This window comes from Pseudomonas sp. R5(2019) (assembly GCF_009905435.1).
In the GTDB taxonomy this organism is placed as follows: Bacteria; Pseudomonadota; Gammaproteobacteria; order Pseudomonadales; family Pseudomonadaceae; genus Aquipseudomonas.
The window spans coordinates 1-13,313 of the sequence record NZ_JAAAMT010000030.1 but is presented as its reverse complement, the minus strand read 5'-3'; the positions used below and the strand labels follow the sequence as shown (position 1 = coordinate 13,313).

Sequence of the window (13,313 nt, the reverse complement as noted above, 5' to 3'; positions counted from 1 at the left end):
CAACAAGTCAGGTGCAGTGACTCATGAGTGGTCCGAACGTAGCAGCGGTGACAGTGCCGCAGCCCGAAGAACAGCTGAAAAACTCCAGGCTGGAAGCCTTCCTCTGCGCCCAGGCTGGCGCGCAACGAGTCACTATCGAACATCAGCAGCGTCTATCCGGCGGTGCCATCCAGGAGAACTGGTTGTTGGATGTGCGCGTGGAAGACGGCCCGCATGCGGGCCATCAGCGCTGGGTCCTGCGCAGCGACGCTCAATCGGCGGTGCAGGGGAGCCTGAGCCGGGCCCAGGAATTCGCGGTACTGGGCACGGTCCATCGTGCCGGGGTCAAGGTGCCGCGGCCACTCTGGCTGTGCGAAGACGCCTCGGTTCACGGGCGAGCGTTTTTCATCATGGAGTGGGTTTGCGGCATCACGGCCGGCCACAGGCTCACCAGCCAACTGGGGGCTGAAGGCGATCCGCAGTTGGTGGCCGATCTGGGCGCCAACCTGGCGCGAATCCATCGCATCTTGCCTGCCCAGGCTCGGCTGGATTTCCTTGGCGACCCGCAGCAGGCATCGGTGCAAGCGTCGATTGACGCCCACCGCACTGTGATCGACCGCCTTGGGGTGGCTCAGCCAGTGCTGGAGTGGGGGCTGCGCTGGTGTGAATCAAACGCGCCGGAAAGTGCCACCCGGTGTTTGCTCCATGGTGATTTCCGCACCGGTAACTACCTGGCCGAGTTCAGCCAGCTGCAGGCGGTACTGGACTGGGAGTTCACCGGCTGGGGTGATCCGCGTGAAGACATCGGCTGGTTCACCGCCCGTTGCTGGCGTTTCGCCCGCCCTGACCTGGAGGCCGGCGGCGTCGGTACTTTCGAACACTTCATGGGCGGCTACACAGAAGTTTCCCCTTTAAGTATCGAGCGCGATGAGCTGGTCTTCTGGCAGGTCATGGCCACTTTGCGTTGGGCGGTCATCGCCCTGCAGCAAGCCCAGCGGCACTTGTCCGGTGAGGAACCTTCGCTGGAACTGGCCCTGACGGGAAGACTGATCCCCGAATTGGAGCTGGACATATTGCGTTTGACTGGAGGGCTGCGCCGATGAACATCCGTCCCGATGCGAGTGAACTGCTGGAGATCGCCCGTCAGACCCTGCTCGACGAATTGCTGGCGCAGCTACCGGGCAGGCTGCGCTACCAGGCGCTGATGGTCGCCAATGCCATGGCCATTGCCGGGCGCGAGTGCCGTGACGGCGAGCGTGCGGATGCAGTCGAGGCTCAGTTGCTTGAGTCGTTGCTGGGAGATGCAAAGTCGCCACTGCCTGATGCCCGTCAGGCACTGTGCTGCGCCATTCGCCAGGGGCGTTTCGATGTTGCCGGGAGCGACCAGGAGCGTCTGTTCTCGGCGCTCTCGGCGATCACCCAGGCGCGGCTGTCTATCAGCAACCCGAAGGTGTTGGCCCAATGAGCACGCAACCGGCCCAGCAACCCGTCTATCGCCGCCGTTGCTACCTGGTGCGACATGGCCACGTCGATTATTTCTCGCCCGACGGCCAGCCGCTGGATCCGCGCAATGTGCCGCTTTCCGTCCAGGGCGAAGATCAGGTTCGCCAGCTGGCCGAGGTACTGGCGTCAGTCAGTTTCGACCGTGCGCTGTGCTCCGATTACCCGCGCGCCCGGCAGACCGCTGAGTTGTTGCTGGGTGATCACAGCGTTGAGCTCCAGGCCTGTGCGCAGCTACGCGAAGTCCGTGCCGGTCGCCTGCGCGAGATCCCGCCTGCCGAATTGGAACAGCGGGTCTGCTACGCCTATGACAGCTTCGCCGATCACGACGGCAGTTTTATGGGCGGGGAGCGCTGGAGTGATTTCGACAGCCGGATCATGGCTCGCTTCGAGGAACTTCTTGCCGAGCCGAGCTGGCAGAGCTTGCTGCTGGTCAGTCATGACGCGGTCAATCGTCTGTTGCTGGGCTGGGCGCTGGGCGGCGCGCGCGGTTGTGCCGCTGGCCTGGAGCAGGACAACGCCTGCCTGAACATTATCGATATCGACATGCAGGCAGGTCGCATCCAGCGTTGCTTCGTTCGTGTCGTGAACCTGACGCCTTACGACCTTCCCAAGACCTGCCAGCGACACACTGTGATGGAACGCATACACGCACAGCTTTCCCAGCAAACAACCTAGTCGAACAGAACCAAGGGCCGCCATGAACTTCACGATCCCCCAAGAATTGCTGGACCTGCGCGACAAGACTCGCGCGTTTATCGCCGACCAGGTCATACCCATGGAAACCGATGGGCGGCTCACCTCCCACGGCCCCAGCGAAGACTTGCGTCAGGAGCTGCTGGACAAGGCCCGTCGGGCCGGTCTGTTGTGCCCGCATGCCAGTCGCGAAATGGGTGGCGCGGGCCTGAGCCACTTCGCCAAAGCCATCGTCTTCGAGGAGGCCGGCTATTCACCCCTGGGCCCTATAGCGCTGAACATCCATGCGCCGGACGAAGGCAACATTCACCTGATGGACGAGGTGGCCACTGAGGCCCAGAAAGATCGCTGGCTGCGGCCCTTGGTCAATGGCCAGATCCGCTCCTGCTTTGCCATGACCGAACCTGCGCCTGGCGCAGGCTCCGATCCGTCGATGATGAAGACCGTCGCCGTGCGTGACGGCGACCATTATGTCATCAACGGCCGTAAATGGCTGATTACCGGGGCCGACGGTGCCGGGTTCGCGATCATCATGGCGCGCATGGAGGACGGCTCCGCGACCATGTTCCTGGCGGACATGAACACGCCCGGGATTATCCACGAGCGGCAACTCAACACCCTGGATAGCTGCTTTACAGGAGGCCATTCAGTCTTGCGTTTCAAAAACCTGCGGGTTCCGGCCACCGATGTGCTGGGCGAGATCGGCAAGGGCTTCCGCTACGCGCAAGTGCGCCTGGCCCCCGCGCGCCTGACCCACTGCATGCGTTGGCTGGGCGCTGCCCGCCGTGCCCACGATATCGCCTGCGACTACGCGCGAACCCGGGATTCGTTCGGCAAGCCACTGGGAGAGCACCAGGGCATCGGCTTCATGCTGGCAGACAACCAGATGGCGCTGCACAGCACCCGCTTGGCCATCTGGCATTGCGCCTGGGTACTGGACGAAGGCGGGCGGGGAAATGTCGAGTCGAGTATGACCAAGGTGCTGAGTGCCGAAGCCTTGTGGCATGTGGTCGATCGCTGCGTACAGATCCTGGGCGGACGCGGTGTGACGGGGGAAACGGTGGTCGAGCGCATTTTCCGCGACATCCGTCCCTTCCGCATCTACGACGGCCCAAGCGAGGTGCATCGCATGAGCCTGGCGAAAAAGATCCTCGACGGACACAAGGATTTTTCCTGATGAAGCCTGCGATCATTGAGCTTTTTGATCTTTCTGGCCGCCGTGCCCTGGTCACTGGCGCCTCCAGCGGGCTCGGCCGCCATTTCGCCCGAACCCTGGCAGCGGCGGGCGCCGAGGTGGCGGTTGCGGCGCGACGTGTCGAGCAGTTGCAGACCTTGGTCGAAGAGATCGAAGGCGAGGGCGGGCGCGCCCGTGCCTTCGCCCTGGACGTGACCGACCGGGCATCGGTCAACGCATGCCTTGCGCGGATTGCTCAGGCGCTTGGCCCACTGGACATTCTGGTCAACAACGCGGGCATCAGCGACAGTCGTAACGTGCTGGAATACGCCGATGATGATTGGGATCGTATCCTCGACACCAATCTCAAGGGCGCCTGGATCGTCGCGCAAGAAGTGGCGCGGCGCATGGTCGAGGCGCAGCGCGGCGGTAGCTTGATCAATGTGACGTCCATTCTGGCCAGCCGCGTTGCAGGCGCCGTGACCCCCTATGTCGCGGCGAAGGCCGGCCTGAGCCAGTTGACCCGCTCCCTGGCCCTGGAACTGGCGCGTCACCAGATCAGGGTCAATGCCATCGCACCCGGCTATGTGATGACTGAGCTCAATCGCGATTTCCTGGCCAGTGAGGCGGGCGACAAGTTGCGCGCCCGTATTCCTACCCGACGATTCTGCACACCGGCCGATCTGGACGGTGCCTTGCTTCTGCTCGCCTGCGACGCCAGTCGCGCCATGACGGGCAGTGAGATCGTTGTGGATGCAGGGCACTTGTGCAGCACTTTATAGCTTGATTTTTAACAAGTACCGCGAGCCTTTATCTGATCGGATAGGACTGGAAAACAAACATGAACCCACTGCGTAACAAAGTCGCCGTTATTACCGGTGCTGCCAGCGGCTTCGGCCGCGAACTGGCGATAGCCTGCGCCAACGAAGGCATGTGCCTTGCGTTGACCGACATCGATGAGAAGAACCTGCAGGTCACGGTTGAACGGCTGCCGTCTGGCACGCAAGTGCTAACGATGAAATGTGATGTCGCCCAGGCCGAACAGATCGAGCAGCTGGCGGTTGCGACCTACGCGCGCTTCGGCGCCGCGCACCTGCTGTTCAACAATGCCGGCGTACTCGTAGGCGGCCCGCTGTGGACCACGACTGTGCAGGATTGGGAGTGGATGGTCGGCATCAACGTGATGGGCGTCGCGCATGGCATCCGCAGTTTTGTGCCGCGTATGCTGGCGCAAAAGGATGAATGCCACATTGTCAATACCGCGTCGGTCGCCGGCCTGCTGTCGGTGCCAGGCAACGGGATCTACTGTGCGACCAAGCATGCGGTGGTGACGATCTCTGAATGCCTGCAGCTTGAATTGCAGGAGGAAAACGCGTCGATCGGCGTGTCGGTACTGTGCCCGGCCTTTGTACCGACGGGCATCGCCGATGCCGGGCGAAACCGCCCGGCCGAATTGGCTGATGCCAATCCGCTGAAGGGAAAATACGAAGAACAGACGCGCAAGGCAACGCAGGCCGGGAAGCTCAGTGCGGCCGACATCGCGCGCATCACGCTCGACGCAGTGAGGGAAAACCGCTTCTACATTCTGCCGCATCAAAAGATCAAGAATCTGATTGAGATGCGTATGGGGGACATCCTCGATGAACGCAGTCCGACCCATATCTCACGCTGAAGCATTGCGTCTTGTGTGCTGAAGAAAAACTGTCTAGTCCTGAAATAGGTTTACACGTTTCAAAGCAGGATTGACGATTCAAAGCGCCTGATGCACCGCATCGGGCGCTTTGTATTTCGTCTTGGGGCTTCAGCTCAATAGTGCAGGCATATCTTGCCAAAGTGCTTGGCGGATTTCTGGTAGGCAAAGGCCTCGGCAATCTGCTCCAGCGGATAGCGGCTGTCGATGACCGGGCGCCAGCTGAAGTTTTCCAGGGCACGCACCATGTCTTGCTGCTGCTCGCGGCTACCGACGATCAGGCCACGCAGGGTTTGCTGCTTGCGCATCATTTCCACGGTGGGCAGGCTGCCGGAAACGCCCGTGAGTACGCCGATCAGCGCAATGTGGCCGCCGGGAGTGCAGGCGCGGATGGACTGGGGCAGCGTGCCCGGGCCACCCACTTCGACCACGATGTCTACACCGCGCCCGCCAGTGGCGGCCAGTACCACGTCGCCCCATTCGGATTCGGGCTGGTCTTTGTAGTTGATGACCTGATCGGCCCCCAGTGCCAGCAGACGCTCTTTCTTGGCATCGGACGAGGTCGTGGCAATGACCCGCGCGCCCATGGACTTGGCCATTTGCAGCGCGAAGATGGAGACGCCGCCGGTACCCAGCACCAGCACGCTGTCGCCCGCCTGGATGCGAGCATCTACCACCAGCGCACGCCAGGCGGTAAGGCCGGCCGTGGTCAGCGTGGCGGCCTCTTCAAAGGTGTAGCCCTTGGGCGCCAGGGTGAACCCCTGGGCGGGCATGTTGACCCATTCACGGGCAAAGCCATCCACGCCGTCGCCAGGGACGGTCTGGAAGGTGCTGGGCCCGACCCGACCCGATTGCCAGTGGGGGAAGAAGCACGACACAACGAAATCACCCACGGCGAACTCCGTCACGCCTTCGCCCACGGCGGTGACGACTCCGGCGCCGTCGGTCATGGGGATGCGACCATCCTCGGCACGGGCGTGACCGGTGACTACGCCAAGGTCGTGGTAGTTGAGCGAGCTGGCATGGATGCGCACCTGGACCTCGCCCGCTTTGGGCGCGCCGGGGGCGGCCATATCGATAAGGCGCAGGTGCTCCAGGCCAGCGGGATGCTGGAGTTGAATGGCTTTCATGGGGTGTCCTTTGTAGGAGCACGGCTTGCCGCAATGCCAGTCAGTCAAGGCGAGATCCCTGTGGGAGCGGATTTATCCGCGAATGAAAACACCGCGGTTTTTAGGCATTGCGCGTCATCGTTCATTCGCGGATAAATCCGCTCCCACAGGGTTTATGCCTTAGCTGACCGGCATTGCGGCCTGCCTGCGATGGCGGCCTTGAAATCGCCATCGCGAGCAAGCTCTGCTCCAGAAATTCAATCAATAAGAGGGCGCTGCGGTGACGGGGCACCGCAGCGTGGGGCTTCATTACAGCGTCACGTCACGCATGCTGGTCATGTCGATCACGAAGCGGTACTTCACGTCGTTGTTTTGCAGGCGGTCAAAGGCGGTGTTGATGTCCTTGATATCAATCATTTCGCAGCTGGGCAGTACCAGGTGTTCGGCGCAGAAAACCAACAGTTCCTGGATCGCCTGGATGCCACCGATGAGCGAACCGGCCAAGGTGCGGTTATTGCGGATCAGCAAGCCACCATGAATGGGCTCCAGCGGTTCGATGGCACCGACCAGCACCAGTACGCCCTCGCGACCCAGCAGCATCAAGTAGGGGTTGACGTCGTGCCGGCGGGGAATGGTGTCGATAATAAATTCGAACGCATTGGCTGCAGCCGACATCGCCGCTGCATCGTTGGACAGCAGCACGTGATGGGCGCCGAGGGTGCGGGCGTCGTCGGCTTTGCCTGGTGAGGTCGTAATCACTGTGACTTCGGCGCCAAGGGCAGCGGCCAGCTTCACGGCCATATGCCCGAGCCCGCCGAGGCCGACCACCGCGACTTTCGAACCCTTGCCTACGCCGTAGCGGCGCATCGGGTTCCACACGGTGATGCCGGCGCACAGCAAAGGGGCTGCGTAGCGCGGATCGAGGTTTTCGGGCATGCGTAGAACGAACTGCTCACGAACTACAATATGCTCGGAATAACCACCATAGGTGATCTCGCCGGTAAGGCGATCCTTGCCGTTGTAGGTGGGCGTCGGACCATGGCTGCACAGTTGTTCCTGATGCTCCTCGCAGGGCGCGCAGTGCAGGCAGCTATCGACCTGGCAACCGACGGCGACCCGGTCGCCGACCTTGAAGCGGCTGACGTTGCTGCCGACGGCAGTGACATGGCCGACGATCTCGTGGCCTGGCACGATGGGATAGACAGTGTTGTTCCAGTCGTTGTGCACCTGATGGGCATCGGAATGGCAGACGCCGCAATAGGCGATATCGATGGCGACGTCATCGGCGCGCAGAGCCCGGCGCTCGAAACGAAAGGGCGTGAGGGCGGAGTGGGCCTCGTGTGCGGCAAATCCCAGGCAAGTGGTCATGGGCAAGTCCTGTAAAAATCAACGCGTACCCCCGGCAATAACCGGGGGGTACAGAGGGGTTAGATCGACGGGCGTAACCAAGGCGCCGGGGTCATTTCCGGCGAGGCGATCTGGTTGACGATCCATTTGCCCATGCGCCGCAGCGGCTCGATGGAATCCTGTGGGCCTGCCCATTTCAGCCCCGCCGCGTAGCCCAGCGAGACGATGCGCTGAGCGCCATACAGGGGCAGGATGTCCTTGAGATCTTCCTTGATGCTTTCCGGATAGACGCCGACGGTCTGGGTGTAGGCATCGACTGCATCCATCATCTCGTGCAGGTCATCGACCGGCACCAGGTTGGCGGTACGGTCGTCGAGCCTGGTGGCAAAGGACACCGACTCCGGAATCTGCGAGCAGATGACTGCGCCTTCGCCGTCCTTGCCACCCATCACCTTGTACCATTCATCATCCAGGCGCAGCGCGTCGACTTCGGCCTTGAGGCCCTGGTCGTAGCGTTTGGGCACGGTGCTGAGGGTGTTGGGCAGGGTCTGCATGGCGTCGTAGACATAACCGCCGAAGGTGTTCAGATTCGCCAGGCCCGCCTCGTCGGTGCCGCTCTGTACGTAGACCACACGGGCGCACACGCAGGCCTTCTGGTTCAGTGCGCCGATGTCGCTGGCCAAGCGCAGGGCGGCCTCGCGCATGGTCTCTTCACTGTCGAAGGTGCCCTTGCCGATGATGCTGGCGCTGCGTTTCGGGTCGAGGGAGATCAGCTCCAGACCCGGCTGGATGTAGCGGGTGACATGCTTCATCGAGTTGAAGCCGCCCCAGGCCACGATCTTCTCCAGATTCTGCGGCTGGTACAGGCGTTCTTCGAAGGCCTGGTCGCCGCCTTTCCAGTAGGCGACGCTGAGGTGTTTGGTCAGAGGATGGTCCGGCGCCATCTCGACCATGGTGCGGGCGATGGCCAGGGCCGTGAACGGGTCGTTGGACGGCGCCTTGATGATCGCATCACTGCGCAGCACCATGTTGCGCAGGATGGTCAGCAGGGAAAGCCCGGTCGCGTTACCAGCGACGATATGCAGTGTGCGGGCGCCGAAGCAGCGCACATCCAGTTCGGTGCCGTCGATCAAGCGCTGCTTGACCCAGCCTTCCAGGTATTTGACGCCCACTGAGTTCTCCACCTGTTCGGTGACGGATTCACGAGTGAGCATGTGGCGCAGTCCCATGTAGCTGCCCTTGACCATGCTCGGGGTGACCGGCGCAGTCAGGTAGGACAGCTCGCAGGCTTCCTGCAAGTAGGGGTTTTTGTCGAATTCCAGGCGTTCACCGAGGGCTTCGGCGTAGTCGAGGATGTCTTTGAAGGTGAGCGTGTAGAGGTCGGCCAGCTTCGCCGGGTTACCCAGCGGCAGTTGGTCGATGTATTTGTGCGCATCCGGGGTTTGGAAGACCAGGTCGCCGCCACGGCCGCCTACGTCGATCAGGTTGTCGGTGATGACTTTGCCGCGGATGATCATTGGCGCAATAGGTTTGCTCATGGGGTTAGCCCTCTAATGTGTTCAGGAAATCCATCGCTTGGCGATGGGACTCTTCTGTCGCCGCACAGGTGATCTTGTCGTCGCCGCCATTGAGTTCGCTGTAGCGCTGGATCGGCCCGACCACGTAGCTACTCGGCCGGCCGCAGGCGCAGGGCTTGTCCCATTCGACGGTGATTTCATCGCCGGTGATAAAGCCGCCCCAACGGAATTCCGCGCCGAGGTCGAAGAACGCTGCGCGACCGGTCACGCGGCCTTTGCGCGGCAGTGGCTTGCTGGTCTCTGGATCGAGCAAGTAGGGGATGACGGTGGGGGCGAAGTGGAAATGGCCCTCTTCGCAGCGCGCATGGGCACCGCCGACGATTTCCGACATGGCGTAGGATTCGTTGAGGGTCTTGGCGCCGGTGAAGCGCAGCACGTCTTCGCGCCAGCCCTCCGGTTGTACGACACCCTTGCCGCCGCCGGCGGTGTGGATGAACGAGTCAGGGTGGAAGACACCTTCCAGACCGCGCGCAAGGCCGGCCTTGGCCATGCTGTGCAGCAGGTTCCAGGTCGCGCCGATGTATACGCGCTGGCCCTTGAGCTGGGTGGACATATGATCGAAGAAGGTCGCCAGGTGCTGCGGCATTTCGGCCTGCAACTGGTCGAAAGCCTTTTTCTTTTCCAGCAGTTCCGGGCTGATCACCAGGCGATCGAGGGTGCCCTTGGACTGTGCCGCGCGCAGCTTGGCCCCCAGGTGAAGCACGTCGGTGCTGAGCGTGGTCGGGTAGGCCGCATGGAAATGCGACTCATCCGGCAACAGCGCTGGAATCATGGCGGCGTGGACACGCACATGACTCAGGTAGCCCTTGCGGTAGTACGGGTAAATCGTGTGCAAGTTGGGCTCTGGGGTATCCGGCCCCTCCATGTTCCACACCATCATCTTGCGCAGTTGAGCGAATTTGTCCCACTCATGTACGCCTTGGGGCAGGAACGACAGGGTGCCGGAAGTGCCCGAGGTGTGACTGATGCGCAGTTGCGGCACGCCCTCGTCCATGGTCTCGAACCAGTCGTCCAGGCCCTGGCAATCGCTGACGTTGACCGCAGCAATGGCTTCGGCGATCTCTGGCGTCACCAGTTTGCCCAGCCATTTGTTGATCTGGCCGAAGCTGCGTTTCTCCAGCAACGAGGGCGGGTAGGACTTGTACACGGTGTGTTCGAACAGCAGCGGCACCACGTCGTCGAGTTGCTCGATGTGTTCCACGCCTTGGGCGTCGGCGAGCTTCTTGAGTACCGGGATACGGTCGCGAAGTGCTTCGAAGCGCTGCTTCAGGGCGTTGATCTGTAGCGCGTCGATTTCGGCGCGGGGCAGAGTGTTCCAGGCCTGCTGGGAATAGTTGACCAATACTGCCGGGTTGTTCAGCAGCTGCTGGGTTTTTTGTTCTATCGACAGTTGTGCAGTGGGCATTTTCTGGCTCGCTACTCGACTAGTGAAAACCGGCTAGGGCCGGAGGTGGGTGTGGTCAAGTATGGGGCGGCAGTCTTGGATTTTGTTCCGGATTAAGGTGATCGTGTTTCTTGTTCAAGTCACTGAAAAATAAGAAAAAAACAAGAAGAATCGGAGTGCCTGCGGACGCCGTTCCGGATTCGAGGTGGGAGGCCGGATTAGAGGCTGGTGCAGTGAGTTGGCTGGAATATAATCGGTTTCCCTCACTCAATAAGGAGGGGAGGAAGCGGTTCCAGTCAGGCCACTGTTGTGAGGGGTTTGCGGTTGGCACCTGTGCTTTGCAATCGCCAAAAAACTCAGCGCAACACATCTATTCGTGAGGCTTTTATGCTGAAAATGGTATTTCAAACCACCCCATCAATGATCATCGAACGCGGTGCTTCGACCCGGCTCGCCGCTAATGTTCGAGCCATGGGCTGCACATCGGTTCTGTTGGTGACCGATGCGGGGGTTATTGCTGCTCGCCTACTGGATGCGGTGCTCGCCGGCTTCGAAGGCGAAGAGATTGCCGTTAGCGTATTTTCCCAGGTTCAGGCCGACCCGCCGGAGTCGGTGATACTGGCTGCGGTGGATGCCGCAAAAGCCTGTGGCGCCGATTGCGTGCTGGGATTGGGCGGCGGCAGTTCGCTGGATGCCGCCAAGCTGGCCGCGCTGTTGGCGCGCAGTGGCGAGTCCTTGAGTCAAGTCTATGGCATCAACCAGACCAAGGGCCCGCGCCTGCCGCTGATTCTGGTGCCTACCACGGCAGGGACCGGTTCGGAGGTGACTTCGGTCTCGGTCGTGACCACGGGCGCCGGTGAGAAGAACGTGGTTTACTCGCCAATGCTGTTGCCCGACCTGGCCGTACTGGACGCGGAGCTGACCCTTGGGCTGCCGTCCCACGTCACGGCGGCGACCGGTATCGATGCCATGGTCCATGCCATCGAGGCCTATACCAGCAAAAATCTGAAGAACCCGATTTCCGATTGCCTGGCGCGCGAAGCGCTACGTCTGTTGTCCGGCAGCCTGTTCCAGGCCTGCCAGGATGGCAGCAACCTGGAAGCGCGGGAGAACATGTTGCTCGGTGCTTGCCTGGCAGGCATGGCGTTCGCCAACGCCCCGGTGGCAGCAGTGCATGCCCTGGCTTATCCCCTCGGCGCACGTTTCCACGTGCCACATGGGCTGTCCAATGCCCTGGTGCTGGGACCGGTGATGCGCTTCAACCTCGAGACGGTGGCGCCTTTGTATGCGCAGTTGGCAGACATCGTCCTGCCCGGCCTCAGCGGTACCGACAAGGATAAAGCTGGTGCCTTGGCCGACTACCTCGGCGCCTTGGCGGGTGAACTGAGTCTGCCCACCCGCTTGCGCGATCTGGGCATTGCCGAGTCCGACATCGAGCCGCTGGTCGTCGATGCCATGAGGCAGACACGTCTTTTGGGCAACAATCCTCGGCCAGTCGGCGAGGCCGACGTGCGCGCGATCTATAGGGAGATCCTATGAGCGGCAAGATCGCGCGGCCACGCCGGGATGAGTTTCGCCGCTTCACTCAAATGCCGACGCGCTGGGGTGACCATGACTCCTACGGGCATGTGAACAATGTGGTCTATTACTCGTACTGTGAGTCGGCGATCACTGCGTTCCTGGTTGAACAGGGGACCCTGGACATAGCCAGCAGCCCGGTGATCGGGTTGATCGTCAATTCCAGTTGCACCTACTTTTCGCCCATCGTTTTCCCCGACCAGATCAGTGTCGGGATGAAAATATCCCACCTGGGCAACAGCAGCGCGCGATACGAGCTGGCACTGTTTTGCAACGATGAGCACGAAGCGGCCGCAGCGGCCCATATCGTCTATGTGTATGTCGACCGGGCCAGCAACACCTCGGTGCCCATCCCGGAATCGGTGCGTACTGTACTGGCAAGACTCGCTGACTAAGCGAGCCGGCTCGGTCATACTCCAGTTTGCTGCTTGGCGGGTCTGCCGCCCTGGCAATGGGCAGCATTCTGGAGAGGACACTATGGTCAAACCAACCCCTGACAAGACCGGCGTGCAGGTCGAAATACCTGCCCAGCCCCGCAAGGAGCCGCGGCAGGCACGCTCGATCGCGCTGGTGACGGCCGTGAAGCAAACCGGTCGGCAGATTCTCGAAAGCGAGGGGCGGGAAGCCTTGAACGCCATGCGCCTGGCCGAAGACTCAGGCGTGGCGATCAGTTCGATCTACGAGTACTTCCCGACGATGGAGGCGCTGATCGCTGCAATCTTTGATGATTACCGGACTGAAGCCCGCATCGAACTGTACGCCGACATCATGGCGCTGCCGCCTGAGGCCACCCTGCTGGACGGGATTTTACTGGCCTTGCGGGCCGTTCTGGCCGCCCACGTCAAGAAAACCCTGTTCGATCCGGTGTTCAGCGTGCGCTCCACTCATTATGACGAGCTGGTGCGATTGGATGTGGTCAAGGCCAAGCAGCTCTGGACCGCCACGGCGAGTTCGGCCTTGATGCAGCGCTTCGCCAGCGAAATCCGGGTGAAGGACCGGGAAAAGGCCGAGTTTCTGGTCTACCAGACATGGTCGGCGCTGCCTCGAGCCATGCTGCTGGAAAGACCGTGCTACCTCACTGACGAGGACACGCCCAAGTTGATCGCGCGCATGCTGCACGCGATGCTGACTGACCCGACGTAGGAGCAAGGCTTGCCTGCGATGCCAGTCAGTTAAGGCATTGAACGACACAAACCCTGTGGGAGCGGATTTATCCGCGAATGAAGGCGCCGCGCAATGCCTGAAAAACCGCGGTGCATTCATTCGCGGATAAATCCGC

13 protein-coding genes are annotated in these 13,313 nt (G+C 61.5%); 9 read left to right on the top strand and 4 right to left on the bottom strand.

The window, feature by feature from the left end:
• The first annotated feature begins 23 nt into the window (after positions 1–23).
• From GUY40_RS18500 to GUY40_RS18475, 6 genes are read left to right on the top strand one after another with little or no spacing between them, the layout of a single operon-like run.
• Complete coding sequence (locus GUY40_RS18500) at positions 24–1,082, top strand: phosphotransferase family protein (RefSeq protein ID WP_166570352.1); 1,059 nt, start codon at positions 24–26, stop codon at positions 1,080–1,082.
• A complete protein-coding gene (locus GUY40_RS18495; RefSeq protein ID WP_166570351.1) occupies positions 1,079–1,444 on the top strand; it encodes a DUF6285 domain-containing protein in 366 nt (121 codons plus the stop codon). Before GUY40_RS18500 ends, GUY40_RS18495 begins: the two co-directional genes overlap by 4 nt.
• Positions 1,441–2,157 (top strand): histidine phosphatase family protein, encoded by a 717-nt coding sequence (locus GUY40_RS18490; protein WP_166570350.1) that lies wholly within the window; start codon positions 1,441–1,443, stop codon positions 2,155–2,157. The genes GUY40_RS18495 and GUY40_RS18490 overlap by 4 nt, the downstream gene beginning before the upstream one ends.
• A gap of 22 nt (positions 2,158–2,179) precedes the next feature.
• Entirely contained in the window at positions 2,180–3,352 is a 1,173-nt protein-coding gene (locus GUY40_RS18485; protein ID WP_166570349.1) for an acyl-CoA dehydrogenase family protein, read from the top strand.
• Positions 3,352–4,131, top strand: a complete 780-nt coding sequence (locus GUY40_RS18480; protein WP_166570348.1) for an SDR family NAD(P)-dependent oxidoreductase — start codon at positions 3,352–3,354, stop codon at positions 4,129–4,131. Before GUY40_RS18485 ends, GUY40_RS18480 begins: the two co-directional genes overlap by 1 nt.
• A 59-nt stretch (positions 4,132–4,190) precedes the next feature.
• Positions 4,191–5,021, top strand: a complete 831-nt coding sequence (locus GUY40_RS18475) for an SDR family NAD(P)-dependent oxidoreductase (protein ID WP_166570347.1) — start codon at positions 4,191–4,193, stop codon at positions 5,019–5,021.
• A 134-nt stretch (positions 5,022–5,155) separates the two neighbouring features.
• On the opposite strand, the gene GUY40_RS18470 is transcribed toward GUY40_RS18475, so the two are convergent.
• From GUY40_RS18470 to GUY40_RS18455, 4 genes are all read right to left on the bottom strand, one after another.
• Positions 5,156–6,169 (bottom strand): NAD(P)-dependent alcohol dehydrogenase, encoded by a 1,014-nt coding sequence (locus GUY40_RS18470; RefSeq protein ID WP_166570346.1) that lies wholly within the window; start codon positions 6,167–6,169, stop codon positions 5,156–5,158.
• Positions 6,170–6,457: 288 nt separating this feature from the next.
• Entirely contained in the window at positions 6,458–7,516 is a 1,059-nt protein-coding gene (locus GUY40_RS18465) for an NAD(P)-dependent alcohol dehydrogenase (protein WP_166570345.1), read from the bottom strand.
• Positions 7,517–7,575: 59 nt separating this feature from the next.
• On the bottom strand, positions 7,576–9,033 hold the full coding sequence (locus GUY40_RS18460) for an acyl-CoA reductase (RefSeq protein WP_166570344.1): 1,458 nt from the start codon (positions 9,031–9,033) through the stop codon (positions 7,576–7,578).
• 4 nt (positions 9,034–9,037) lie between these two features.
• Positions 9,038–10,477: a hypothetical protein gene (locus GUY40_RS18455; protein ID WP_166570343.1), complete on the bottom strand. Its 1,440-nt coding sequence runs from the start codon at positions 10,475–10,477 to the stop codon at positions 9,038–9,040.
• A 366-nt stretch (positions 10,478–10,843) separates the two neighbouring features.
• Between GUY40_RS18455 and GUY40_RS18450 the strand changes: the two genes are divergently transcribed.
• From GUY40_RS18450 to GUY40_RS18440, 3 genes are all read left to right on the top strand, one after another.
• The gene (locus tag GUY40_RS18450; RefSeq protein ID WP_166570342.1) at positions 10,844–11,995 is read left to right on the top strand and encodes an iron-containing alcohol dehydrogenase; all 1,152 of its coding nucleotides are present in this window, start codon (positions 10,844–10,846) and stop codon (positions 11,993–11,995) included.
• Entirely contained in the window at positions 11,992–12,429 is a 438-nt protein-coding gene (locus GUY40_RS18445; protein WP_166570341.1) for a thioesterase family protein, read from the top strand. The genes GUY40_RS18450 and GUY40_RS18445 overlap by 4 nt, the downstream gene beginning before the upstream one ends.
• An 82-nt stretch (positions 12,430–12,511) precedes the next feature.
• Positions 12,512–13,177, top strand: a complete 666-nt coding sequence (locus GUY40_RS18440; protein ID WP_166570340.1) for a TetR/AcrR family transcriptional regulator — start codon at positions 12,512–12,514, stop codon at positions 13,175–13,177.
• The last annotated feature ends 136 nt before the right edge of the window (positions 13,178–13,313 follow it).